General features: G+C 40.8%; 25 protein-coding genes. 6 read left to right on the top strand and 19 right to left on the bottom strand.

Annotated features, from left to right (window positions below; all coding sequences use genetic code 11):
- Window positions 1-28 precede the first annotated feature (28 nt).
- From HYG79_RS05975 to HYG79_RS05965, 3 genes are all read left to right on the top strand, one after another.
- The gene (locus HYG79_RS05975; RefSeq protein WP_179241209.1) at window positions 29-841 is read left to right on the top strand and encodes a hypothetical protein; all 813 of its coding nucleotides are present in this window, start codon (window positions 29-31) and stop codon (window positions 839-841) included.
- Between the two features lie 30 nt (window positions 842-871).
- A complete protein-coding gene (locus HYG79_RS05970; RefSeq protein ID WP_179241208.1) occupies window positions 872-1,291 on the top strand; it encodes a MerC domain-containing protein in 420 nt (139 codons plus the stop codon).
- Between the two features lie 199 nt (window positions 1,292-1,490).
- Window positions 1,491-2,534 carry a succinylglutamate desuccinylase/aspartoacylase family protein gene (locus HYG79_RS05965; protein WP_179241207.1) on the top strand — a complete coding sequence of 348 codons (1,044 nt, stop codon included), beginning with the start codon at window positions 1,491-1,493 and terminating at the stop codon, window positions 2,532-2,534.
- Between the two features lie 87 nt (window positions 2,535-2,621).
- On the opposite strand, the gene HYG79_RS05960 is transcribed toward HYG79_RS05965, so the two are convergent.
- Window positions 2,622-3,119, bottom strand: a complete 498-nt coding sequence (locus tag HYG79_RS05960) for a hypothetical protein (protein WP_179241206.1) — start codon at window positions 3,117-3,119, stop codon at window positions 2,622-2,624.
- A gap of 282 nt (window positions 3,120-3,401) precedes the next feature.
- Window positions 3,402-4,343: an NAD-dependent epimerase/dehydratase family protein gene (locus tag HYG79_RS05955; RefSeq protein WP_179241205.1), complete on the bottom strand. Its 942-nt coding sequence runs from the start codon at window positions 4,341-4,343 to the stop codon at window positions 3,402-3,404.
- A gap of 66 nt (window positions 4,344-4,409) precedes the next feature.
- On the opposite strand from HYG79_RS05955, the gene HYG79_RS05950 reads away from it, so the two are divergent.
- Both HYG79_RS05950 and HYG79_RS05945 read left to right on the top strand, forming a co-directional pair.
- Window positions 4,410-4,910 (top strand): hypothetical protein, encoded by a 501-nt coding sequence (locus HYG79_RS05950; protein ID WP_179241204.1) that lies wholly within the window; start codon window positions 4,410-4,412, stop codon window positions 4,908-4,910.
- Window positions 4,897-5,394, top strand: coding sequence for a nuclear transport factor 2 family protein (locus HYG79_RS05945; protein ID WP_179241203.1), 498 nt, complete (start codon window positions 4,897-4,899; stop codon window positions 5,392-5,394). The genes HYG79_RS05950 and HYG79_RS05945 overlap by 14 nt, the downstream gene beginning before the upstream one ends.
- A 57-nt stretch (window positions 5,395-5,451) precedes the next feature.
- On the opposite strand, the gene HYG79_RS05940 is transcribed toward HYG79_RS05945, so the two are convergent.
- The 4 genes from HYG79_RS05940 to HYG79_RS05925 all read right to left on the bottom strand — a co-directional run bounded on the left by HYG79_RS05940 (window position 5,452) and on the right by HYG79_RS05925 (window position 9,898).
- Window positions 5,452-6,156 (bottom strand): hypothetical protein, encoded by a 705-nt coding sequence (locus tag HYG79_RS05940; RefSeq protein ID WP_179241202.1) that lies wholly within the window; start codon window positions 6,154-6,156, stop codon window positions 5,452-5,454.
- A 159-nt stretch (window positions 6,157-6,315) separates the two neighbouring features.
- Entirely contained in the window at window positions 6,316-6,690 is a 375-nt protein-coding gene (locus tag HYG79_RS05935) for a hypothetical protein (RefSeq protein ID WP_179241201.1), read from the bottom strand.
- 126 nt (window positions 6,691-6,816) lie between these two features.
- Window positions 6,817-7,620 (bottom strand): SDR family oxidoreductase, encoded by an 804-nt coding sequence (locus tag HYG79_RS05930; RefSeq protein ID WP_179241200.1) that lies wholly within the window; start codon window positions 7,618-7,620, stop codon window positions 6,817-6,819.
- A complete protein-coding gene (locus HYG79_RS05925; protein ID WP_179241199.1) occupies window positions 7,613-9,898 on the bottom strand; it encodes a M28 family peptidase in 2,286 nt (761 codons plus the stop codon). Before HYG79_RS05925 ends, HYG79_RS05930 begins: the two co-directional genes overlap by 8 nt.
- Window positions 9,899-10,019: 121 nt before the next feature.
- Between HYG79_RS05925 and HYG79_RS05920 the strand changes: the two genes are divergently transcribed.
- Window positions 10,020-10,487: a CBS domain-containing protein gene (locus HYG79_RS05920; RefSeq protein ID WP_179241198.1), complete on the top strand. Its 468-nt coding sequence runs from the start codon at window positions 10,020-10,022 to the stop codon at window positions 10,485-10,487.
- 65 nt (window positions 10,488-10,552) lie between these two features.
- Here the strand turns inward: HYG79_RS05920 and HYG79_RS05915 are convergent, their stop codons facing one another.
- The 13 genes from HYG79_RS05915 to HYG79_RS05855 form a co-directional block, all read right to left on the bottom strand.
- Window positions 10,553-12,049 (bottom strand): PQQ-binding-like beta-propeller repeat protein, encoded by a 1,497-nt coding sequence (locus HYG79_RS05915; RefSeq protein WP_179241197.1) that lies wholly within the window; start codon window positions 12,047-12,049, stop codon window positions 10,553-10,555.
- A 452-nt stretch (window positions 12,050-12,501) separates the two neighbouring features.
- Window positions 12,502-12,855, bottom strand: coding sequence for a hypothetical protein (locus tag HYG79_RS05910; protein WP_179241196.1), 354 nt, complete (start codon window positions 12,853-12,855; stop codon window positions 12,502-12,504).
- Between the two features lie 231 nt (window positions 12,856-13,086).
- Window positions 13,087-13,887 carry an IS3 family transposase gene (locus HYG79_RS05905; protein ID WP_262888999.1) on the bottom strand — a complete coding sequence of 267 codons (801 nt, stop codon included), beginning with the start codon at window positions 13,885-13,887 and terminating at the stop codon, window positions 13,087-13,089.
- 40 nt (window positions 13,888-13,927) lie between these two features.
- Complete coding sequence (locus HYG79_RS05900) at window positions 13,928-14,203, bottom strand: transposase (RefSeq protein ID WP_179241194.1); 276 nt, start codon at window positions 14,201-14,203, stop codon at window positions 13,928-13,930.
- A gap of 125 nt (window positions 14,204-14,328) precedes the next feature.
- Window positions 14,329-14,691, bottom strand: coding sequence for a hypothetical protein (locus HYG79_RS05895; RefSeq protein WP_179241193.1), 363 nt, complete (start codon window positions 14,689-14,691; stop codon window positions 14,329-14,331).
- Window positions 14,685-15,026, bottom strand: coding sequence for a hypothetical protein (locus HYG79_RS05890; protein WP_179241192.1), 342 nt, complete (start codon window positions 15,024-15,026; stop codon window positions 14,685-14,687). The genes HYG79_RS05895 and HYG79_RS05890 overlap by 7 nt, the downstream gene beginning before the upstream one ends.
- 389 nt (window positions 15,027-15,415) lie before the next feature.
- Window positions 15,416-15,802: a hypothetical protein gene (locus tag HYG79_RS05885; protein ID WP_179241191.1), complete on the bottom strand. Its 387-nt coding sequence runs from the start codon at window positions 15,800-15,802 to the stop codon at window positions 15,416-15,418.
- 20 nt (window positions 15,803-15,822) lie between these two features.
- Window positions 15,823-16,107: a hypothetical protein gene (locus HYG79_RS05880; protein ID WP_179241190.1), complete on the bottom strand. Its 285-nt coding sequence runs from the start codon at window positions 16,105-16,107 to the stop codon at window positions 15,823-15,825.
- A 588-nt stretch (window positions 16,108-16,695) separates the two neighbouring features.
- Entirely contained in the window at window positions 16,696-17,046 is a 351-nt protein-coding gene (locus HYG79_RS05875; RefSeq protein ID WP_179241189.1) for a hypothetical protein, read from the bottom strand.
- 14 nt (window positions 17,047-17,060) lie between these two features.
- Window positions 17,061-17,294: a hypothetical protein gene (locus HYG79_RS05870; protein WP_179241188.1), complete on the bottom strand. Its 234-nt coding sequence runs from the start codon at window positions 17,292-17,294 to the stop codon at window positions 17,061-17,063.
- Window positions 17,295-17,389: 95 nt separating this feature from the next.
- On the bottom strand, window positions 17,390-18,034 hold the full coding sequence (locus HYG79_RS05865) for a hypothetical protein (RefSeq protein WP_179241187.1): 645 nt from the start codon (window positions 18,032-18,034) through the stop codon (window positions 17,390-17,392).
- 328 nt (window positions 18,035-18,362) lie between these two features.
- Window positions 18,363-18,935 carry a HEAT repeat domain-containing protein gene (locus tag HYG79_RS05860; RefSeq protein ID WP_179241186.1) on the bottom strand — a complete coding sequence of 191 codons (573 nt, stop codon included), beginning with the start codon at window positions 18,933-18,935 and terminating at the stop codon, window positions 18,363-18,365.
- Window positions 18,936-18,946: 11 nt separating this feature from the next.
- Window positions 18,947-25,429, bottom strand: coding sequence for a putative toxin (locus HYG79_RS05855; RefSeq protein WP_179241185.1), 6,483 nt, complete (start codon window positions 25,427-25,429; stop codon window positions 18,947-18,949).
- Window positions 25,430-25,440 lie beyond the last annotated feature (11 nt).

The raw sequence follows: 25,440 nt of genomic DNA, 5'->3' as shown, positions 1-25,440 counted from the left end.
AATAATTCATAACCCTAAAAACAACAAAATGAAAAGGAACACACCACAGATTTTTGCAATGCTAGTTTTAGTTGCCTTAACCCTATCCTGTAAGGAACAGAAAAAAGATGCGGTAGATGGGAAAACTACCGATGAAGCTCTTGAAGTTATAGACATAACTATTGAACTGGTAAAACTAGAAGGCTCTCCGGCCTATGAAAATGCCGCCTTGGAACTGCAATCCCCAAGCGACGGGATGATTGCAAACGGTGGGGAGGCCAATTTTGCCTTTACGGTAAGCGACTATGAACTGGGTGCTCAGACCGAAGGCCCCAATACGGAAAAATTGGCCAATTCGGGCAAGGGGCAGCACATCCACTTCATTCTGAACAACCAACCGTATTCCGCGCACTACGAACCGGCATTTTCAAAAGAGGTTCCTGATGGAGTACACCACTTGGTAGCCTTTCTGAGCCGCTCGTATCACGAGTCGGTAAAGAACGAAAATTCCGTGGTCGTGAAAAAACTGGAAGTCGGTACGAACCCAAAAGATGAAATCGGCTTGGATATGGAAGCCCCGACCCTTATCTACAGTCGCCCCAAAGGGGAGTATTCGGGAGCAGATACAGAGAACCTGCTGTTGGACTTTTTCGTGCTCAATACCACCCTTTCAGAGGATGGGAATAAAGTGCGGGCCACCATCAATGGCGAGGAATTTATGATTTCGGAATGGGCTCCACATATCGTCAAAGGATTACCGATGGGCGAGGTGACCGTTCAATTGGAATTGGTCGATGCAGAGGGCAATCTGATTCCGGGACCGTTCAACAAAGTTGTAAGGACGGTTACGTTGAAACCTTGAATAAAATAGCTTCTAAAAAAATGAAGATTAATGGGAATATCGTTAAAATTTTCAGCTCGGTCAGATATATGGGGTTCTTTGGCCAGTAGTCTGTGTCTGGTACATTGTCTGGCCACCCCTTTGTTGTTCGCCGTACATGCGGGCCATGTGCACGGGCATCATACCCATCCATTCTGGTGGGGCTTAATCGACTTGTTTTTCATAGCAATATCGTTTATGGCGGTCTATTGGTCTACAAAAAATACTTCGAAAAATTGGATGAAGTGGGTACTTTGGATTTCTTGGACGTTCCTAGCTTTTATCATTCTGAACGAGAAACTGGAATGGGTACCGCTTGCCGAAGCCTTGATTTATATCCCTTCCATCGCCTTGGTGGTATTTCACCTCTATAATCGGAAGTATTGCCAGTGTGGGGGGAGCGAATGTTGTACCCCAACCTTAAAGGATTGATTAACTGGGAAGAAAAGATAATATTCAAACAATCAGTTCGATAACCCCTTGTGCATGTAATGTAAAACTATCAATTTGAGTGAATTTCATAATTTTTCGCCTTTCAAAATCACTCGAAACCAAATATTTGCATTGGTTTTTTGCAAAATGCACAACGGGTTTCAATATTTTTGGGTTATAGAATAAATACTTTTTAACCATGGCAAAATTAGCTTTCACTATACTTTTTGTTGTAACCTCGTTCGGGGTTACTGCACAGAATACGTTTCAAGAAGCCTTCAACTCTGAAACAGGACCTTATAGAAAAGACATCCGAATCACATTTACCGATTCCCAGAACAACCGGACTTTTCTGCCCATATCAATTATAAAAGGGAAAAACAAAGGTCCCGTTTTTACGATTGTTGCAGGAGTCCACGGGTTTGAATATCCGCCTATAATCGCTGTACAGAGGCTTATGCAGGAAATTAGACCGGATAACCTCACCGGTACCCTTATTATGATCCCTATCGCCAGTACTGATTCTTTTTATAGTAGGGAACCTTTTAAGAATGCGCAGGACAAGGTAAATTTGAACCGGGTCTTTCCTGGTCGGCGTGATGGTTCGGTTACCGAGAAAATTGCTGATTTCATAACGACCGAGATTATTCCCGTAAGCGATGTTTTTTTGGATGTTCATGGAGGCGATGCGCCTGAGGATTTACTTCCATACATTTGTTATTACGACAACCGGAATTATCCCGAACAGACCGAAAAGGCCAAAACTTTGTCTGAAAACAGTGGGTTTGAATATGTGGTTTCTTATGCATATACCCTAAAAGATGACGAACCTTCGAAATATGTTTTCAAACAAGCCTGTCAAGTAGGCAAGGTAGCCCTGAGTATCGAAAGCGGTAAGTTGGGCAATGTACAGGAAGAAGCGATAATTCGGATTGAAAATGGGGTTTACCGCATGCTAGAAAAAATGGGGATGTACGAATTGAACATAGAAAAGTCAAAGGATAAATTAATCCGGCTGAACAATCAAAAATATATCGATGCCGATGCACAGGGTATTTTTTACAGTGCGTTTAAAGCAGGGGACAAGGTAGAAAAAGGAGAAACGGTAGGCTATATCACCGATGAATTCGGAAAGACCATTTCTGAATTACAGGCACCGGTCTCAGGGGTGATTCTTTATAAAATCGCTACACCCCCAGTAAATATCGATGACACCATTATGTGTATCAGTTTCGCAGAATAATCAAAAAAATTAAAGTCGCTGGTTTCTAGTAATTACTAGAAACCAGCGACTTTACTATACGTTAAGCACCTATTTTTCGGTATAAAATTACTCTGAACCGTTGGTATTGGTACTATCCAATTTCGCCATGATGGTTTCGTGTTCGTTTTCCATCATTTCATGCTCTTCCTCCATATTGCCATGTTCTTCCATCAATTTTTTATGGGTATCCATCATTTCGGAGAGCTGTGCTTCCATCTCTGCCGCGGACTTCTGGCCGAAACCTTTTCTAAGTTCCTCATGTGCACTGAATATTTCATCGTGTCCTGCCAACAGAGCATCGTGTTTTTTCAAAATGGCCTCGTGCTTGGCAACATCTTCCAAAACAGTCGAATCCTGAATTTCCATGCCCTCCAGTTTCGAAGCAAACTCCTGATGCTTTTGCGACATCTCACCATGAATGGATTTGAACTTGGAATGTACTTGTGAAATGCTATCGTGCTGTTGTTGCAGTTTGTCAAACTTATCGGCAAGTGCTGCCTTTTGGTCATCGCAGCCAATGACCAATAGTAGCAAGACTAAAATTGTACTATGTAATGTTTTCATGATTTGAATTTAGGATTTTTATAAAATTACAAAACATACGTAAACTATTTTATTTCTTTTCTCTATAATGTTAGTCTTATCACATACTTCAAAATAAGCTCTAAGAGCAATTTTGAACTTCAATTTCAAAACATCTACCCATCTCAGTGAAAAAGAAGAAAAACCAATGGCACCGTTTTTACGATTGGTTAGGGTCCACAGGTTAGAATATCTCCCGATAGTTGCCGTTCTGGTATTGAAACCCTAAATTTTAAAAAAACTCCAGAATACAGGTAAAATTACCTATGAAGACAAATTCTCTAACATCTCTTTAGTGGTCTTTTCCAAATCAAATCTTGATTGCCATTCCCAATCTTTTTTAGCTAATGAATCATCAATACTCGAAGGCCATGAATCGGCAATGACCTGCCTGAAATCGGGTTGATAAGAAATTTTGAAAGTAGGTATATGTGCTTGAATACTTTTGGCCATTTGTTTTGGGGTAAAGCTCATGGCGGCCAAATTGTAGGAAGACCTCACCTTAACGTTTCCTATATCAGCCTCCATAATCTGTAAAGTGGCCTGTATGGCATCATCCATAAACATCATGGGTAAAGCGGTGTCCTCTTTTAAAAAACAGGTATAGGAACCTTCGGAAAGTGCCTTGTGGTAAATTTCCACGGCATAATCGGTAGTACCCCCACCGGGCATTGTTTTCCAACTTATTAGGCCAGGATACCGAATACTTCTTACATCCACATTAAACTTATTAAAGTAATACTCGCACCAGCGTTCCCCCGATTGTTTGCTTATACCATATACGGTACTAGGTTCCATAATCGTATTCTGGGGGGTGTTTTCTTTGGGTGTATTGGGGCCAAAGACCGCAATGCTGGAAGGCCAGAAAACTTTTTCTATTTTCTTCTCCTTGGCCAAGTTCAATATATTGAATAGGGAATTCATATTGAGGTTCCATGCCCGCATGGGGAATTTTTCTGCAGTGGCACTCAACATGGCCGCCATAAGATATACTTCGCTTATCTCATAATGCATCACAATATCCTCGATCGCTGCATAGTCGGTAGCATCTAAGATCTCAAAAGGTCCGGAATTCATCAAGCTCTCACCGCCTTCGCGTATATCACTGGCTATAACATGGTCATTGCCGTGTTTTTCACGTAAAGCTAGGGTAAGTTCAGTACCTATTTGACCACAGGCACCAATGATAAGAATGTAATTCGACATTGGACAATGAAGTTAAATCAATTTGAGGATAAAGATACCGTTTCTTAAAATTTGTACCTTCGCTATATGCATAAAATAGTCGTTTTGTGGATTTTTATTTTTGTACTGGTTTCCTGTAAGAAGGAATCCAAGGATATTGTACAGGAGGATAATACGGATAGTGGCCTGGTCACCGCCAAATGGAAGAAAAAAACCAGTCTTAATGCAGAGGCGCAGGCATTGGTTGAGGATTGGGTGGAATTCAATGCTTTGGAAACCAGTTTTGATGCCCTGTACACAGTTGAAAATATAGAGGATTTGACTTTGGTGTTGGAAGATTTGATTCAAAAACAAAAGCAACTGCAAGATGCCGATTATCCCGAAGCGTTCGACAAGCCCCAGGTAAAGAGCAGGCAAAAAGTATTGAAGACCTTTATTTTAAAGGCCAAGGGCAATTTGGAATATCAATTGGATATTGATGAGGTAGTTCCAGAATTGATTTATGCCCATAATGCGTTTCTGAATCAGTTTAATGTTCTGGTAAATAATAAACTGCCGGACGAAATATTGGAAGATGAAAAAAATTAGTACAATAGTAGCAATCGCTTTGCTGTCATTTAAAATAACGGCCCAAGCTGAAAACGTAAATTCCGTTGACAAAGTGCTGACCGACTGGCACAGGGCAGCAGCCAACGCCGATTTTAACGCTTATTTTGGATTGATGACCCCTGATGCTATTTTCATTGGTACCGATGCCACGGAAAATTGGACCAGAACTGAATTTGAAATATTCTCAAAACCTTACTTTGACAAAGGCAAGGCATGGAGCTTTATGGCGGTAGAACGCAACATTTTTTTGAATGAAAATAAGGATTTGGCTTGGTTTGATGAGCTGTTGGATACACAAATGAAACTATGCCGTGGTTCGGGAGTACTCAAAAAAGTGGGAAAAGAATGGAAAATCGCCCATTACGTGCTATCTATTGCCGTACCCAATGATAATGTTTCCGAACTTATTGAGTTGAAAAAAGAAAAGGACGATTTGCTTTTGGAGCAACTTAGGGAAAATTAAAAAAGCCCGTTAAAACGGGCTTTTTTTGATATAATAATGTCGTGAATGTCGCGTGGCTTACTGCTTTTTTTCTTCTGTAGTTCCTTCTTCTTTTTTGGAAACTAAGGCTTGTTTGCTCAAGCTTGCTAAATTAAAACTGGGATCGATCGCCAGTGCTTCATCTATGGTGGCGACAGCGGCATCTATATTGTTCTTGTCTTGATTATACTGCATTAATGCCTTTAAATGCAAAAATGCGGCTTTTAGAGACACCTCATAAGGCTGTTGCCTTTCATAAAATGCATGCTTCATATCGTCTTTGGAATTGGCGATACCATATTCTATGTTCGCTTTTGCACCTTCAATATCACCCGTTTGTATTTTGAGATCGGCCAATTCATACGCTACGTAGGCATTTGGGTTTCTTTTGTTCAATACCTCAAAATGCTCCAAAGCCCTCTTGGGCTGGTTCAAAGCCTTTAAGGAAATTGCCTTCACCTGTACGGCCATGTCGGAATCATTGGCATCTTTTTCAATGCCTATGGTATTCAAGGCCTGTAGGTGTTGGTTGTCATTGGCATATATAAAGGCCAAAGTGTCCCTGCGCTCTGTTGAAGGCGATAGCACGTTCAAGTGCGTTATGGCATTGATGACACCGTCAACATCGCCCTGTAAGCGCATTTGTTTGTAAAATGCTTCGTAATGCTTTTGAAGATCGCTCTTTGTTTGTGCGGTTGCATAAAAACCAGAAAGAAGTAGTAATGCTATCACATATTTTTTCATACGTATACTTTTTAATTTAGTGTCTATTTGATTTTGGTGGGGCAAAACTATAAAAATTATTCTTGTTACGTGTTACCAAAATACTTAAACGTTTGCTATACAATCAAAAAGGAGACCAAACCGGTCTCCTTTTTTACATTTTTTTTGAAATGGTACTATTTATACAATTTTAAACAAGACCTCTTTCTTCTCAAATGATTTTAATAAAGAGGCATAAAACGCCAAACTCTTGTTGTCGCTGTCAATACAGTTTTTCAAAAACTCCTTGAGGTTTTGGAACAAAAGATTCACATGTAGGGTAGGGATGCTGACATTTACCTTTTTCGGGTCATAACTAGTATCGTCCAAAACGATGTCCATCTCCACCCTTTTTCTATGATAATCAATAGAAACATCAGTAGCGTTGTAATACTTTTTAAGGATAGCTACATGTAGGTTTTCAAATTTTTTGGATATTTTTTGATTGGGACAGCTGCGAGCGATTAAGCTTTCAATTTCAACTAAGATTCTTTGCTTTAGATTTGAATTTTTCATGGCAACTGAATTTTAAATGTTTACTTAAAGTTATGCATTTTGTATGTAAGTAATTTAAAATCAGATAACTAATTAACTAAAAGCACCTTGTTTTGTTGTGAAACCCACTTTTTCTGATGCCAAACACTACAGAATTGTAGTGTTAAAATCATAATTTTTAACACGAATTAGCTTACGGGAATGTATTTTTTTGCCTTTTTGGTTGGAATCTGCACTATAATCGGGTGGTGATAAACCTCTTTTTTTGGCCTGTAAGGTATAATATTTCTTTTTTGAAGGATGATATGGGTAAACGGCATTGAAGGTTTCGTTCCACCAATTATTTTTCAGTAGGGCAACAATGATTTGTATGCAATCATCCAAATGAATAAGATTTACCGGGGCATTGCCATTGGACAATCCTTTTCTTCCGGATAACATGGTTACGGGATGCCTATCGGGACCAATGAGTCCACCAAATCTTATGATTGTTGTATCTAGGGCACTTTTCCTGGCTATTTCTTCGGATGCCAACAATTGCTTGCCAGACTCGGTTTTAGGTATGGGTGGTGTGCTCTCGTCTACGTCACCCTCCAAATCCCCATACACCGAAGTGCTGCTCACGAAAACAATATGATGCACCTTTGATTTTCGTATTTCGTCAAACAATAGTTGCATTTTGTCGACATAATTTTCGGCATTGCCACTTCGTAACCTTGGTGGCACATTGACGATCAAAGTGTGCACACTCATCAAGAAATCAGAAATAGGCCCATAGATGCTGTTTTCTGATAGAGAAATACGAAAAGGCCGTATACCCTCACTTTTTAGAATACCTAGCTTTTCTTTAGAGGTAGTAGTACCTTTAATTATGTAACCATGGGACAGCAGAGCTTTTGCCAAAGGCAAACCTAACCAACCGCAACCCATAATACCGATTGTTTTACTCAAAGGTGATGGTTTTGGTTAGCAGAACGGCATCATTGAGAACAAAAGGCATGGGAATGCTATTTTCCGGTCTTTCGGGAACGCTAAATAAAGAATTTTCCAAAAGGTCGTTTGAGGCCTCATAAAGGGTGAGTACCAGCCTGGCATCTTTGGGGAAAGTGAGCTCCAGTTCGGTATATTCATTATTGCTTACGTAATGGGTTATCAATTTTCCCCTTCTTCGATTTTCCAAGAAATAATCCGATAATTCAATTTTATTGACCGATGCGCTGTGTAAAACAATCTCATTTGTAAAAACCTCTAACCGATTTACATTGCGCTGCGGCGTAATACAAATTTCCAAGAATCTTTCATTTCCTATAACGGTATCCCTCGTAGTTTCAATTTTGGGTTCAGGGATCGCCTTTTTGGGAGCATCGGCAACATAGGTAAACCCTGTACTGTATTTGCTGCTAATGGTCTTGTCCGTTAATTTTTTCGGAGCCTTTTTACTCACTCCCAAATACTGTGCATTCCAATCTATCAGAACATTGTCATAGGTCGCCCATTGGGCAGAATCGGTATTGGCATCCAGAACGTACGATAAACTACTGGGTTTGGCACTGTCCTTAGTAAAACCTGAGTTAAAATGTGCTGAAATGAAGCATCCCAAAAACAAGATCAAGCTTAAAAACCCCAATCTATTTTTCTTTGTATAAAAACCGAAAACGGGCAACAGGAGATAAAAAATCAAAGAGGTCAATACAGTTACGGAAACAAGTAATTTTAGCCCTAACCCTACAGGGAAAAGCTTTACGAAAGGCGAAAAAATCCATAGTGCGGGAAGCGATAGAAAAACCAATAGATACGGATTGGGTTTCTTTTGATTGATGGTCACCATTAATCCCGCCAACAATGCAAAAACCGGAATTATAAAAAAACTGGCACCATTCAAATATACCGATAACGCACCGCAGATAAACAACCATAATATTAGGGGGGCAACCAGCAAATCGGGAACGGCTATGCTCTTGAACTTGTGGTACACATAAAAACATACCGCTACCGATAACAGTACAAAAGCAGTAATGTACGTGTAGCCATTATAGGTAAAACCATGTAGCATATCTTGATAGCTCGGGTACATCCATTTTAGACAACTCCAGGCAAAATAGCCTATGCTACCGTTAATAAGCAGTGTCAAAAGCATGGGTAGAAAACCTTTGGACAATTGTATAAGGTCAAGCTTGTTTTTTTTAACCCCAAACACAAGCAAACAAATGCAGAGTACCACCGCTAAGATGAACATGGGCCAAATCCATTCAAACGGATAGCTTATCAATTTAAAGAACGGCACATTAAAATAAATATAGTCGCTCAAACTTTTAACCTTCGATAAATCGGCATTGCTAAAATGATGCAACAACGGCATTAAATAACTGCCTTGATGGGCCAAGGTATTTTTGTCCAGTCTTTCGTAACTGTCCCGTACCGTATGATAATCGTAGTGGTCGCCGATAAACGCGAAGTTAAAACCTTCAATATCGCCATCTTCCCTAAAAACGGTAAGGTCCGTATCATTGGGCAGTAATTTATAAATGCTGTAGGCCAAAGAATTGGCAATGGGAAATGGCACATCTGCCTTAGTAAATTCTTCGATAAGTCTTTTGTTGCCGCGATTGGTTTCCATCAGCATAATACTCGGCCCACCACTGCCACGAGCTTCAAAATTTAGGATAAGGCCCACTTCTTTTGCCCAAGGATGTTCGCGGACAAAAAGGTCGGCACCATTAAGGCCCAATTCTTCGGCATCGGTAATCAATATGATAATATCGTTTTTTGGTGTTTTGTTTTCCGATAGAAAAGCACGAACGCTTTCCAATATCGTGGCAACACCGCTACCCGCATCACTTGCCCCCAAAGATGAATGCGGACTACTGTCATAATGGGTCAATAATACCAATGCTTTCTCGTTGGTAGAGCCTTTGATACGGGCCAATATATTGGTGGCCTTACTCAAATTTCCCCAATCGCCGGCCGTATACCCTTCTTGGATGGAAGTTTGCAGGCCGAGTTCTTGAAGCGCAGTAATGATGTAGTTCCTTACCTTGGTATGGGCGGGAAAACCTACCCCGTGCGGTTGTTTTGAAATTGCTTCAACGTGTTTCAGGGCCCTATCCGTTGAGAATTCGTTCTTGGGCATATCAACGTATTCCGAATAGGTGGGCATAGTAGCTTTAAAGCTCCAATAAATGGCCAGAACAATCAGTAGTAAAGTGGTAATCGAGGAAAATCTACGCATGGTATGGTCGTTATTTTATAAAAATATAAAATTCTTCTCCTTTCATGTGTTTTAACGAGTTTATTTGTACAAGCTCAAAGAAAATCCCTATATTTAATAACAACCTAAAAATCAGATTCATATGGGAATTAAGAGTTTTCAAGGCCCCAGAGCCAAAACAGTGAATAAGAAAGAATACAATGCACCCATTCTGGTATCCGATTATATGACCAAAAAATTGGTGACGTTTAGCCCGGACCAATCTATTTTGGAGGTCATGGAAGCTTTTGCCAAACATAAAATATCGGGTGGGCCGGTTATGGACGATAATGGCTTTTTGGTAGGTATCATTTCCGAGGCGGATTGTATGAAAACCATTTCCGAAAGCCGCTATTTTAATCAACCTATACTGGACAAGAACGTGGAGCGTTTTATGACCAAAGAAGTAGAGACCATTCCTGATGATATGAGCATTTTTGATGCTGCGGGTATTTTCGACAAGCACAACAGGCGCAGGTTACCGGTAATGAAAAACGGACTCCTGGTAGGGCAGATAAGCAGAAAGGATATCGTAGTTGCGGCTTTAAAGCTGAGCGGGCAGAATTGGTAGGGCCCGTAATTCTCTAGTTTTAAAATGTCCGGTTTAAAGGGAGGAGGTCAATGAAAAATCCTCAATCATTGTTTGACATCTAAGATTTGATTTAAATCTATGATGAAAAGACTTTTATCGGCAACAGTATACAGCTTGTTACCAATCAATCTTGAATTTCTGTTTACCATGATATCTGCAATTTTATGACCTTTACCATCAATTATTATAGAACTATTTTCTCTGGCGATAAAATTGTAATCTTTCCATTCGAGATAGTACAAATAAACTTCCCTAGTTTCAATTTCGTTTTCAGGTTTCAATTTAGAATCAAGCACGAGTATTTTATTCTTGTTTGTCAGCACATAGTGTTTTGCCAAATCTGTTTTCGGTAAACTTATATATTTAGAGTTCTTTTCGGTAAAGACATGTTCACCAACAAAATTATTCAGCCTCCCAAAAGACATTTCACTGAAAGGAACACTTTTGATAATTTGCCCATTTTCAATATCAAATTTTGATATTCGGTTTGGGAACAGCAATAAAAGATTGTTGCCATCCAGATTCATTCCATTTATGTTATCATCTTTTTTCTTGCCAACCTCTATGAGATATTTTTGCTGCCCGGTTTCACTATCGAAAGAACCTATGAAAGGCATGCCGATATCAAGTTTTCGATCTCCCATATAGGCGAAACCTTTGTTGACAATTAGCAATTCTTCTTCCATTTTAAAAATTTGTGACTTACTGGTTCTATCGTCCGGTAATTTTATTTGCCACTTAACGCTTCCCTTTTTGTCCAACTTTGCAAAGTGTTCCTTAGAGGCGAAATAGATATTCAAACTATCCTCTATGATATTTGAACGTACATCTCTAACCAAATTGTGGCCAGTTGATGCGGCATATGTTCCCGTTAAAAGGCCCGCAACAATTCCGATGCCAGTACCCACAGCCGAAGAGGTATAGTCTTTCTTCCCAGTTTTGGTATAATAATCCCAACCTGTACCGTCATTGATGTTTAATGTATGCATACCACCCGCGACTATCAATAGGTTAGACTCATCAATTCTGTATACATCATCCCATCCATATTCACGAGTAATATATCTTTCCCAAAGAATATTACCGTTTCTGAGATTGATTCCCTCCAGTATTTCCAAGTCCTTGTTGGACGAGGCCGATCTATAACCAAGTGCTATTTTTTTTGTCCGATCAACAAAAAGAATGGAATTCTTTACCTCCCAGAGTTCTTTACCCGTATCATTATCGATACAGAAAGTTTTCCCTGCTTTGGTTTTAAGGGTAATACCTTCAAATTGTTCAATATCTTCCAATTGATAATTCACTCTTTCTGACCATAAGACCTTTTGATTCTCAGCATCGTACCTCAATGTGTAACCTTTATTATTGAGCCACTTTCCATTCTTGCTTAAACCTCTTAGCTGAACGTCAATGTGGTTCGACAAAGTATCTATTTGAAATTCACTAATTCTCTCGGCAAAAAGGTATTCAGTGGACAAGATTGGAGTATTGGATTTTAAATTGGTTCCAATTTCCTTTTTATCGTTTGTAAGGACAGTCATTTTCTTTTTTTGGGAGCTGACCTTAACGCACATTACCAATAAGATTATAAGGATAGTTCGATTGTATTTCATGGACAACATTTAAAAATGGGGAATTAAATTGTCAAAATTGTAGCAATAATTAAAATATCATATTTCAGAAAATTTATCGAATCGTATCGGTTTACTGAACTTTCAAGATACAATTTAATAACAATTTCGATAATTAAATTTCTATCCCATCCGGTTTAAAAAAAATAACTTCGCAGTACCATTCGTGGATACGTTCTTATGTTTGAGTTAGTTAGTTTAAGCCGATAAAAATTATCGGCTCTTTTATTTTATCTGTTCGCGAAGGAATCAACAATTTCTACAGACTTTCAATAAGAAAAGGCGCTAGGATAGCTGCCAAAACAGGAATCTGTATTTTGTTTAATGTATTGATATTTATGTGTAAAGCACCGTTTTTTACATTACCTACCTATAATATCATTCATTATCGAGGTGTTGGATTTTATTATTCGCGTGAGATGCGCTAAGCTATTGATTTGTATATCTCTACCTGTATAATCTTTTAAATATTTTTTTTTCCATAACCCCAAAACACTTTTAATTTCTATAAACATATATAGATTTCCGCCATCTGAAATTTGTTCTACGATAGTAATTTTTCTTTTGATAACATGGTTATAATAACTAACTATCCTCTCATCCCTAGAATTAAGTGTAAATTGGTTGCCTTGATACCCATAATCAATCCTTAAAAATTCAAACTCTCGGTTCAAGGCAATAAAAAATTCTTCTCCAGGATTCAGATAATCTTTCATAATCAAAATATCGTAGTTCTAATTCTTCCATTAAAATAGCTATTATATCTGACGAGATGAAGAAATTGGTAGTTTAGTGTCCTGCCCACTTCCAGATTATAGAACGGACTGTTGATAAAGTTTCCCTTTGGACCAATATCATAGATGGGTGTATTAAGGTCAATTTTATTTTGAATCCAACGTGAATTGAAATCTAGCCCTTCCTGAAGACTTACCCGTTTTCGTACAGTCCTAAGTTAAACAATCTTCTTTTTTCATTGGGGCTAGCCCCAATGAAAATTCTTTGAATATTTGGTTTGGGCTTTTTCTGCTTAACGACTTATGGGGGTGGTACTTGTTGTAATCTTCCCTAAAACCCTCTGACTGTTGATACACCTCTTCAATATTCCTGAATATATAGGCATCCAATACATCTTCCCTGAACGTCTTATTGAACCTTTCCACATACCCGTTCTGTGATGGTTTTCCCGGTTGTATATAATTTATCTCGATACCTTCGGTCTCACAATAGCTCACGAATATCCTTGAAATGAACTCGGGGCCGTTGTCCACTCGTATCTGCAATGGCCTACCATATATCTCTATCGCTTGTTTCAGATAGCCTATTACCCGTATGGCGGGCATCGAGAAAGCAGGGGTCGTACAAAGTGCCGCTCTATTATAATCATCGATGATATTGAATACCCTGAACCTTCGCCCCGTGACCAAGCTATCGCTCATAAAGTCGGCACTCCATACCTGTAAGGGTTCCGTTGGCTGTTCCAAAGGAGTCTTTACCCTTGCAGGTAGGCGTTTCCTACTTTTCCTTCTTAGTTGCAGTCCCATTATCCTATAAATTTTAAGTACACGTTTTCTGTTCCATATAAAGCCTTGTGCGCGGATTCTGTAGTAATAATAATCGAAGCCACGGTTGGGCTTTATCTCGCTCATCTCGGTGAGCTTGTCCATTACTTCGGAATCGTCCCTTGTAGTGCGGTAATACCACATCGAACGGCTAAGACTTACCAGTAGGCAGGCCCTTGAAATACTCAAGCCTTCCTCGTTGACCACCTCCTGGGCAAGTTCTTTGCGCTCACAAGGCTTTAGAGCTTTTTTCCACGATGTCTTTTAAAATGCGGTGATCAAGGCTAAGGTCGGCGTACATCTGTTTGAGACGGCGGTTCTCTTCCTGAAGTGATTTGAGCTCTTTGAGCTGTTGGGTATCCATACCACCGTACTTGCGTTTCCAACTATAGAAAGTCGCCGTGGTGATACCTTTGTCACGACAGATGTCGGTGACCTTCATTCCGGAATCATACTGTTGGAGCATAGAAACTATCTGTGCTTCCGTAAATCTGCTTTTCTTCATAATCTAAAAATAGTTGATTTTTAAACTGTATGAAAAACAGGGAAGCCTTCAAAAACAGGGAAGCCTTCAGGAGATTCTAAGTGTTTTTGCAATTTTGAATTATAATGTATGAACTATAGACGATTTTATAAATTATGATTCTTTATGTAAAGTATGGCTTCTTGCAAAAGCATTTCCAATGACATTTTTTTACTATCAAATTTCATAATGCTCGCTATGGATATGTTTTTTTTATTTATTCTTTTTGTTAATAAAAATTTAATTAGAGATTTCATTCTTGGCTCATAACAATTTATGAGAACATCGTAATCAGGTAAAAACAAGAATAAAATCTCTATAGTTTCAGTTTTATTCACATACTTAACATAACCCCCATCTCTATTATTTGTAACTATTTCGTCAAGATGGTATTTTTTACTCAATAAAAGAGTTTCTACTGTACCTCTAATTATTTGAATTTGTTTTTGTTCCCAGTCAATATCTACCATATAGTAACTCTAAAATTATTTTTATAAAACCCATGGCTTTTTACCTGTATAGTATTAAAGTAATTTCTATTAATAATCGTATTCATTTCTATGCCGTTATAAAATGGACTGTATCCTTGACTTCTTCCCAAGTTATAAATTGGCAAGTTGGAATCAATTACACCGTTTATCCATTTTTGGTTAAAATTCAGCGCTTTTGGGTTTATGTTATCTTGGCCCAAATATGGTTTTAACTCATCTGGCCATACGTCAAATCTATTGCTTTTTGTAATGGTTTCCGAATTAAAATCTTTTGCAAAAGCGTCCACTTTAGATTGGGGACCTCCAATGGCCACGCTGTTCTTGAATTTCCAAATAGGGTAATTAATTTGCTTTTTTGCTACTTGTAGTGTAAAGTGTTTAATTCGATTGTCTCTTGCGAAAGAACCTAATCAAGCGGATTACAATTTTAATCATCAGCACAATGAATAACAAGAGCAGTAAAATTGCAGCAAGGCTCCCCAACCAATAACCGATTTCAAAAAAATCAATAAATATTGCATACTTACTCACTTTACTCTGATTTGAAATTTTGATATTAAATTAAGATTATTATTCTACAATTAAACAGTCTTTCTTTAGGGTAAGAGGTCGGTTTTAGTCACCTTTCTATTCTATTGGATTACTATACATATCCCATGTAAAATAATTGTTATGATGTATTAACATTATTAAATCCCATGGTTTAAACAGAAAACTTACTTTCACGATATTTTGAAATACTAAACTCACCAGATTTCAGAGCTTCAAAAAAGGACTCTTTGGTGTCGAAGAGTTTCTCTACTTCATATGGGTCATGTATCATACCATAAACAGAGCCCTTTTCATTCATTGAAAGATAGTTTCCATCTTCCAAGTCTTTAAGCACGTAAAAATCTCCATCTTCTAACTCAATCTTAAATGTTGATTTAATATCTAATTGAGAAAGAATATCCTTAGAAACTTTGCCAATTAGGGTTTTCAAAAACTCTTTTTCTTCGTTTTTAAAATGCTTCTCTTTGATTTTTGAAGTATCAATTTTTTCAAAATCTAATTCTGAGTATTTTGCATTCACTCTAAAACCCGCTAACATTCCCTCAAGAATATGTAGCTCTATTGTTCAAAAGAACCCTTAACCTCATTCCAAACGCCAACATCTTTCACTATAAACAACTGAGGGAAAGACTTGTCTGAATATTTGGTTTCCAGTTCCGCATTTAAACTCAGCGTATAAGTTCCTTTGTCTCCAAGCTGATTAACCTTTTTATCCAAAATAAACTCTTCGGAAACTTGGCTAACCAAATAAGAATAATTCTTTGGAAGAGCTTCAACTAATGCTCTCAAAAATTCATAATCTTTCTCGTTAATGAGCTTTTTCTTTCTAAACAGGTTAAACATCTATTTCCATTTTAGATTATACATTTCTTTTACCCATTTCGGAGCGAACCTAGCTCGATAGGGATTCATTTGAGCATGTCGTAAACTAGTTGCAGGAGTAAGATTCAACCTATTATTCTTTAACCAATTCGGAGCCCATTTAGCCCTTTGAGGGATAAACCTGTAATGAAGTTCTGTATACTGTTTCCAAACTTGACCCGTCTTAGGGTTAATGATTGGGTCTAATGTAGGCTTTATACGCCTTGACCAATACGAAGACTTGAATTGAGAGAATATCTTGCCTCCCTTCAGGAAGTTACTCCCCCTAGCGGCACTCCCTTCAACAGATAGTAAATCTTCACAGTTAGACCCTACCTGATTTTTTGAAAGTACTCGTCTTAACCCAACTTCTGCTGAAACCAAACTTTCAATTTCGTCATAGGTATAGATTTCTGAAATAGGGCTGTGAGGGTTAAACCCTAAACCAATTGGGTTCGCACATACAGAAGATATGATGCTGACTTGAAAAACAAGACAAAGAGTAACAAAGACTTGTCTTTTAAGAATTCTTGTTAATATACAAATCAATGACACCATAAAATCACTTACTTATTTGAAATGTAAGTACCAATCACCATCTGATTCTCTATCTACAGTTTCCTGAGATTCGAAACCGATATATACATGTTTTCTTGCTTGCTCAGAATAATCATATTTATCAAGTAGAAGCCTAATATTGTTCATCAAATCAGAATTAGACTTAAGTCTTTCCTTTGTTTCATCAGTTTGTACACAAACCCAAAAGACCAAATTCTTGGGATCTATATCATAAGCCCCATACCATTCAACCCAAAACTTCTCTTCACAGATCGGTTTAATTCGCTTTTCTATATCATCCTTTATTCTAAGTATTTTACCCTTCATTGATTTTGCAGAAAACAAATTTTTATAAATATTCATAGTGTTCTAGTTTATCAGTGAGTAATAATTCGAACCCCATTTTGTTGCAAAATCGGTTTCTCAAGATTTAGCCAAATACTTTCTGGACGTGGACCTGCTGGTGTAGTGAAGAAATGAGCTTCTCCTTTAGCCCCTTTTGCAAAATTTGTGGAAAGTCTTCTCCAAATTGGATTTGATACTGAACGAGGTAAAACAGGATTTAACGTATTCATGATCTGACCTCTTGTTGTCATCTCTAGAGTCTTCATACCGTTGGATTTAGCAAAGCCTGCAGCAGTATTTTTTGTAACATTTCCTCCAGACCAAAAAGCACGAGTCCCCGTCCTAGCGGCATCCCTTACACTTAACTTAGTCTTTTAATAGCATATTCATATTTCTTTTTTAATGAACTATCTAAATTACCTTTATAATTTTCAATAAGTTTAGTTAACTTCATATAATCTTTATCCTTCCAAAGTCTATCAACATCTTCTTTAAAGTATCTTTCATCTCTTTCATTATTATACTCAAGTACGTTTTGTTTTCTGATAACATCCAATTCAAAACAAACTTTAGCATGATTTTTAATGATGAAATCCAGATGATTTTGAAGAAATATTTTCAATTCTTTAGCCCAAGTTTTTAGTTTATCATCTTCTAAAATTTGGATTGTGGTAAACCGATTATTCTCTTTAATTAGAAATTCTTTTAACTCGCCAAACTTATAAGATTTATTATTTGCCTTAAAAAGAAAATTAGCTACTACTTCAAAAGATCTATTGAAATCATAGGAAAAAGAAATTGACATTTTTTCATGATCATATTCAATAATACCTTTTGATTCTTCTTTCAAAGTAAATCCGAATAGGTTTAAAACGGAACCAAGTATCTCTTTGATTATTATATTAAAATTCATACGATTTAGATTAAAATTAAAATGTGGGGTGATATGCACCTGTTGCAGGGTTATATCTCCAACCTCTACTTTCCAATAGATACCTTTCAGCATTTAAAAAACCACCTGTTGGAATTTGTTGTCCATTTGGATAACGAAACGAGTCATAAATTGGATTACCTTTTCTCATCTCCTGTCTTAAATACCCTGCGTTTTGTTTCCAATTTAGCTTAGGTGTCCCTCTATTTGGGAGATTTAGCATGTAATCACCTTGCCTCCAACCCTTAGTCGTAGTAGTTGTTTTCTCACCCCATTTAAAAAGATTCAATCCACCTTTCGTACTCCCCTTAGCGGCATTGTTAAACACTCTCAGCCCACGGAACCCTTTCAGTATCCCTACTCCCGGAAGGGCCTAGGTCCAGACGATGGTCAGCTTTTAATTTTAACCTATTTTTCTTAAAGCCTTTTTGGCTTCTTTCTTCACTAATGATTTGGGGTGCTTTGTAAGTTCAGATATTTTATCTCGTGCTTTTTTAGACTTTAACCTCCCCAATGCCTCTAATGCATGTGGTGCTATTTCATCATCATCTAATATTTGTATCAAAGCATCTTCACTTTTTTCCGAAGGAACATTACCTAAAGCTAAAGCAAACATTTGTCGGGACATTCCGTTTGATTTGTCGGCAATAATTTTAATAACTGCATCAACATCATTCTCAGAAATTACAACTTCCATTGTATTTCCGACTGTCCATCTAAGCAGCATATTATCGCTTGGGATTTTATAAAACTCGTCTATTAAAAGTGAACCTATTTCCCCTTTAGCTTCTGGTAACGCCAATGCCCTTATTACACCTTCTCTATCTCCTGTATTTGTTATTCCTTTCTTTAGCAATTTCACTAGTACAGGTATAGCTTCAGGATATGGTTTATTTGATTCAACCAAATCATAAATATCCTCAATAGAAATTCCTACTTTACTTAATGCTTCAATTATTTTATTACTTTCTTCCATTTGTTTACAAATTATAAACCTGGTATAGTATAAACATTGATACTTCCTTGATTGATTAGATTTTGCAAAGGAGCAGAGAAAGTTGTGTTTGGTCTTGCATAAAGATTAAATTGTAATCCTCTTTGAGTAGAATATAAATGAAAATCCTTTAATTGTCTTGTCAAATTTAGGCTTTTCACATTTTTAACCTCCGTCAAAGTTGTTCTTGATAAACCATCTGGTATTCTATACTTTGCTGTTCCTGTTAATGATGGTATTCTCGTTTTTGAACCAAGCGTACCAACTGCCCTCTCTCCTTGAACTCCTAAAGTTCTCGCCAGGTTCGTGCTTGACTTGCTAGCATTGTTAAACACTCTTAGCCCACGAAACCCTTTCAATATCCCTACTCCCGGAAGGGCCGAGACCCCGTCGATGGTCAGTTTCCCCGCTTCCCCACCGTAAATATAGCCCATTCCCTCCACATTTCCTTGTATGGATGCCATAATGGTTTTGGCCCCCATGAGCAATGGCCTTGTGAAGGGCATATTTTCCAAAGAGGACATAAAGGCCTGTTCTATGGTGGGGGTCTGGAATAACATTCCCGGATCGTTGAAGAGTGCCTTGAAGCCGGCAAATTTATCTGTGAAACCACGGGAAAACCCATTCCACAAAAGTCCCAATGCACTATTGCCATTGGCAAGCGAGCTCGAAATCCCGGATCCCCTTGCCCCGCTGGGGCCCGAGGAGACGGTAAGTTCGTTGGCGAACTGGGTGGGACCGGGGCTGCCCTTGTCGCCGAACAGCCTGCGTACCCATCGCCCGGCCTCCCTGAACGGTCTGGCAATATCGTCACCAAAGCTCTTCCAGTCCCATGATCTTATGGTCTCCCATGAACTTGCAATTGAACTTACGACAGCGGCACCGGTCCAATATAGCAATCCAGCTGTTTCAGCAAATTCACCACTGGGATCTGTATACATCAGGGGATTGTTCCACACATAGCCATAACGGTTATAGCTCAACGTGCTATGGGGGTTCTGTACGTAGTTGTCAGGCATCAGAAAGCGGTGCAAAGCCGGGTCGTACAAGCGGCCGTTCATGTGTACGAGGCCTACATCGTGCAGGTGTTCGTGCCCGGTATAGCCCCGGTGAAAAGCCAGGTTCGCATCCAGGGCCCTGTCCTGACCGTCGGTCAAGTGCACCATATTGCCCCAGGCATCAAAATGCCGTTTCTCCTTAATGTTGCCGTTACCGTAGGTAATGGCTAGGATACTGCCTAGATAGTCCCGGTGCAGGTACAAGTAATGGTCGCTGTTCGTGACCCCCTGCTCCGAATGGCGCATAGCGGGTGCGCTATAGGCATCCCCGCCCACATAGATCACAAAGGTGGTCTTCCCCGTGGCCTTCTCCCACGTGATCTCCATTCCGCCGTCGGCCGAATAATGCCGTCGGTAGGGCCGTTCCAGTTTATCGGCCTGGGTATCCCCGTAGAACATATGCGCACGGCCCATATCGGCATTGTACATAAAGCCATAGCGGCCTTTTCCCTGTTCGTGTATCTCTACCGGGCTCTTAAAGGCGTTGTAGCCGATATGCCTTTCGGCATAATCGGCGTAATGTGATCGACCGGCTGCATTGAGCTCCACGCCCGTTTGTTGAAAACTCGTGCTGGCATAGCTAAAGGTGCCCAATTGGCTCATGGTATCAATACGCCCTTTGGTATCATAGCTCTGCGAATGCTCGCCGTTATTGTCCGTAAAGCCCGTTAGCCTGTCCTGACCGTCGTAGCCAAAACTTTCGTTCCAACCGAAAAGACTGTTGGTACGTGAGTTGAGGATGCCCCTACGGGCATCGAAATCAAAGGACAGTCTCATGACATCGGTCGCAGTGGCGTTTACGTTCTTTTGGGACAGCATTTGGGTAAGGTAGCCATGGTTGTCATAGGTATTGGTACGCTGTTGCCCATCGCCCATGGTCGATGCTGTGACCTGCCCCCATGCGTTTAGGCCAGTTATGTTCCAAAGTTCCTCACCACTGTTATGGTCGTTTATCCTTTTTAATTGCCCATGGGCATAGGTGTTTTTTACCTTGATGCCCGTACTCTTGTTGTTGCTCAATAGCCTAGCTTCGCTCTGTTCGGTCGCTATCCGGCCATGGCCGTCGTAGGCATACCATTTGGTAAACTGGGCATAGGTGTTGCTTTCACGGGCATACGCCAACCGTTTGTATGCATCATAAGCGTAGACCGTGGTGCCATTGTTGCCATCTGCATTGGTAAGCCTTATCGTGCGCAAGAGCTTATCCGTACCGTCATAGGTATAGTCCATGACCATGTCGGTATCGTCCCCGGTCACGGTTTTCCTCGACAGTTTGCCCACGTCGGAGTACTCGTATTGAGTCTCGCCCTTGGGCGTGGTCTCTTTCAACATTTCCCCAAAGCCGTTGTAGGCATAGGAGTAGGTGCCAGCGGAAGGGTCTATCAATTTGGTTCTACGGCCCCACCCATCCTGTTCAATGGATATACGGATACCGTTATAGGTTGATGATTTGAGTCCCCCGTTGCCATAATAGGTATGGTCAATGGTGCCGCCAGGATCTGTCACGCGGGTAACATTGCCCATGGCATCTTTGGTCGTGGTTACGGTCTTTATACCGTCGTTCACGGTCACGGACAGGCCGGAATAGGTAAAAGTGGTCACCTTTCCGGTATATTCCGTCATGTTCGTGACCCTTCCGTACAGGTCGTATTCGATGCTGTTCCACTGGGTGGCCCCTGTCCCGATATAGGGTTCGCTCTGGCGGTAGGGCCTGTCCAGTTCATCGTATTCGTAGCTTATGGCCACCCACTGGCCCAAAACATTTTTCCGTTGTTTTTTTATTATCCGCTTTAGGGCATCGTACTCGCTTATGGTACTGTTGCCATCATCTGCCGATACCGTAACGGTATAATTAAAACCGGACCTTACATAAGTGGTATTCGCATTGTTCCCCCGATAATCGGTCACTTGAACCAATCGGTACCAGGCGTCATAGCCATATTTCGCACTGTTTTCATAGGGATCCGTTTCTTTTTTTAGGGTACCCGGGCCGGTGTTGTATTCAAAATGGGTGGCCAACCCCTCCACATCGGTACTTTTGATCAGATAACGGCCGGACGCATCATATTTAAAGCTTACCGATCGTGGGGCGGTACCGTTGGGGGCAATGGTCTTGGTGATCACGTTTCCGAAGATATCGTGTGTATAGTCCTCCACATCAAAGGCCGTCCCATTGCCCTTGGTGCGTTTTCGGGTCAGTAGGTAACCGGTATAGGTATATTCTTCTTCAGTACTGAAGTTGTTGCCCGCTATGGTATGGGTCTCTTTTCGTTTTATGGGCCTGCCTATAAAATACGTACCGCCCGTGCTGTTGGTATAGGTAAGGTTCACCACACTACCGCCTTGCCCGGAGTAATCGGTAGTGATACGGGTGGGATTGTTGTAGGCGTCATATATATAACCGGTGGTGACCGCAGTGCCCAATAACCTGTTTTGTACGGTATTTGAGGTCTGCCAAAGCTTGAATACCTTATTGGCGGCCAGGGAACTCCCATATTGGGCATCGCTCCGGGTGATATAATCGGAGGGGACCTCGTTGAAGTTTACCGTGTAGGGAACGGAATAGGCCTGTATGACGGCCCCTCTTCTTGCAATGTCATGCTTGGATATGTTGAATATAGGATTGCCTTTAGAAGGGTCGTACCAATTGCTGCGGGCCAGTCCCGTAAAGCCCATAAATCCAAGCCCTTCGGAATGCACGACCGCCCCTTGGTACTGGAACAGTTTTTGGAGGTTCGTTGTACCAGCTCCCGATCTTACGAGACCGGAAACAACCTTGAAACCCCGTGTTTGGGCTATATCCACATAGGGGTATACCTGATTTTGGCCTTCACTGTACAGTGTGCCCCCAAAAGCTGTAGGGTCCAGACCATCGTAAATGATGGAATATCCTATACCATTGTTCGATATGGTCTTAAGCTTGGTTTCCTCAAGATGATTCTTATTAAATGTGAAAAAGGCAACCTTGTCGTTACTTATTGTAGCAAAATCGAGATTATCGTTGGGCATATCACGTGATGAGAGGAACACGGGAATGGGAAAATGGTATAAGGTACCCTCAAGACTCTCTTCCCCGGTAAAGGAAAATTTCGGGGATTCGTCTGAAGATAAGGGCGAGATGTTATTGTATATCGTAAGTGTTTGTTTCCCGTTTGCACCTCCGTTGTTCGTAACTGTGATGTACTCCAGTATATCGGTACGCCCGTCCCCGTTGATATCGGTAGGTAACAAACTGTATGCCCGTACGGTGCTTGCTTCTTCGGAGAGCCTGTATGTAAAGGGATATGTGGCGCTATTTGCCAAAAACCCGATACCCGTTGAGTGGAACATCGCGTAAGTCGTACTGTTGTTTCCTGTAGGCATCAAAAAATCGGTCTTACCGTCCCCGTTATAATCCCCTAGCAAGGGCTGAAACCGTAATTTTATTCGTGAATCGGTATTTGACCATAAGAGCTTTAGGCGATTGGAGCTATCCAATGCATAAGCGTCCACGCGACCTTCGGTAAAATGGAGAATGTCCGTCTTGCCGTCCCCGTCTACATCGGCGGTCGTCAACCTGCTTTCGGTGCTCAATGACCTTGCCAGATTACCGGCCCCGCTGACGAAATTCGTGGTTACCCGGGGATCAAGGTTGACCAGATACGTGGTTGCGACCGTGTAGTTGGTATTGGTACAGGTACAGTTGCAATTGGTGCTGTTCGATATAAGATCTGAATCATTGGTTGGAGAAGGATCTGGAACGGGAACGGCATAATTGTTGCCATCCTCGTCCTCCCCGTTCTCATCGTCCCGATCGTCTGGATCGTTATCACAATTGGTGGGTTTGCTACAGTCCCTATTGGTATAAGGTTCGGTAATGGCCATGAGGTCGGTGATACCGTCCCCGTTGAAGTCCCCGGACAGGTATTCCATAGGGGCTTGTGATATGTTCGTGATATCGCAGTTCACATCATAGAACGACTGCACGGTATTCCAGGTCTTTTCGTACAGCTGGGACACTAAAGCGGTCCCGCCCTTACCGTGCATCTTGAACTTCACTTGGCGGTTGCCGGCATGCTCAACGGTGACGAAGCCTTGCCCGGCACTCATTTTGTTGGATGCGTTCAGGTAACTGGCCGCAAATAGCCCTTCAAAGATCGGGAGGTTTACCTCGCTGCCTATATTGTTCTGTCCGGAGCGTATGTCATTGAACAGCCATAACTTGTTGCGCTGCGAGCGATCCTTGGGATAAATGATAAAATCCATCTCCCCGTTGCCCGTATAATCCAAGGGCACCATCTCGGAGTTACGCCTTTCTATATTATTAACGTTAAGGTCTGTGTCGATTCCCGTAACACCAAATCCGATTCCGGAATTTTTATAACTAAAACTGATGGGGCTATAGCTCAAGGAATTGTCACCGCTCTTTTCGGTGATTTTTGTCAGTCTTTGATACCTGAAATTAGAATTGTGCTCGAGTTCATACCTGCGATAAACTGTTCCTTCTGCCTCTACTATAATTTTGGAAAGGATGTTGCTCCTACGAAAATCCACTCCGCCGATAAAGGACTGTTCCGGCAGTAACCGGGTCTTGTATTCAAAACGCACCTCATTGGGAGCCGTGGTACTACCGTTCCTGTGGCCATATTTTATGGATGCAATACTCAGGTTGTTGGCAGCTTTTGTATAGTTATAGTCTACCCGTACCTGTTGTGGGTTCTGCCAATGGGAAATGGCATAGTCCATATGTGACCTGCTGTCAGAGGTCTTACCATAGTAGGCGACGGCACCGTCCGGATAGCTTACCTTAAAATATTGGGGGCCGCTCCCATAGCTGGATGTACCGTGGGAGGTAATCTTTAGATTGGAATGTACCTCGGTTTCATACACGGCCCCGTTGGCACCATAGGTCCCCGATTTTAACATAAGCCTTTGCCCGTCCAACGAAAAACGGTCCAGCGCATCGAAATCCACGGGGTCTATTACGCCATCGTGGTACTGGGTCGAAGGGATACGGGATATGATGGAGATGCCCGAAACGTTCCAGCCATATCCGGCCAACCCGTTCCCTGCCTGACTGTTGTATGAAATGGCAATCGTGGGTACCACCCCGTTGATGCCCGGTGGCACCTTTATGGGTACACTGTACACCGCCGCCCCTGTGGGCGATACGGAAAGCTCACCTACTGTTTCGGAAATGCCCGTGACGCCCGTTGATGTGGATGCGGCCGAGGACATCATATCGGACAAATCACTATCGGCCGAAGTTGCCAGTTGTGATAAGGGTACATCCTCTTTTCTGTCCTGTACCTTAATGGGGGTGGTCTTTAGGGACACCTCCTGAAACGTAGTCTGCCCGTTTACGGCAAAAACTACCAATATAAACAGTGTCAAGACACTTTGACGTAGACTTTTATGTATGAGGATAAAGGATTTCATAGGCTTTGGAG

This window comes from Costertonia aggregata, assembly GCF_013402795.1.
Taxonomy (GTDB): domain Bacteria; phylum Bacteroidota; class Bacteroidia; order Flavobacteriales; family Flavobacteriaceae; genus Costertonia; species Costertonia aggregata.
Note: the sequence above shows the minus strand (reverse complement) of the source record. Positions and strands in the feature narration are given on the sequence as shown.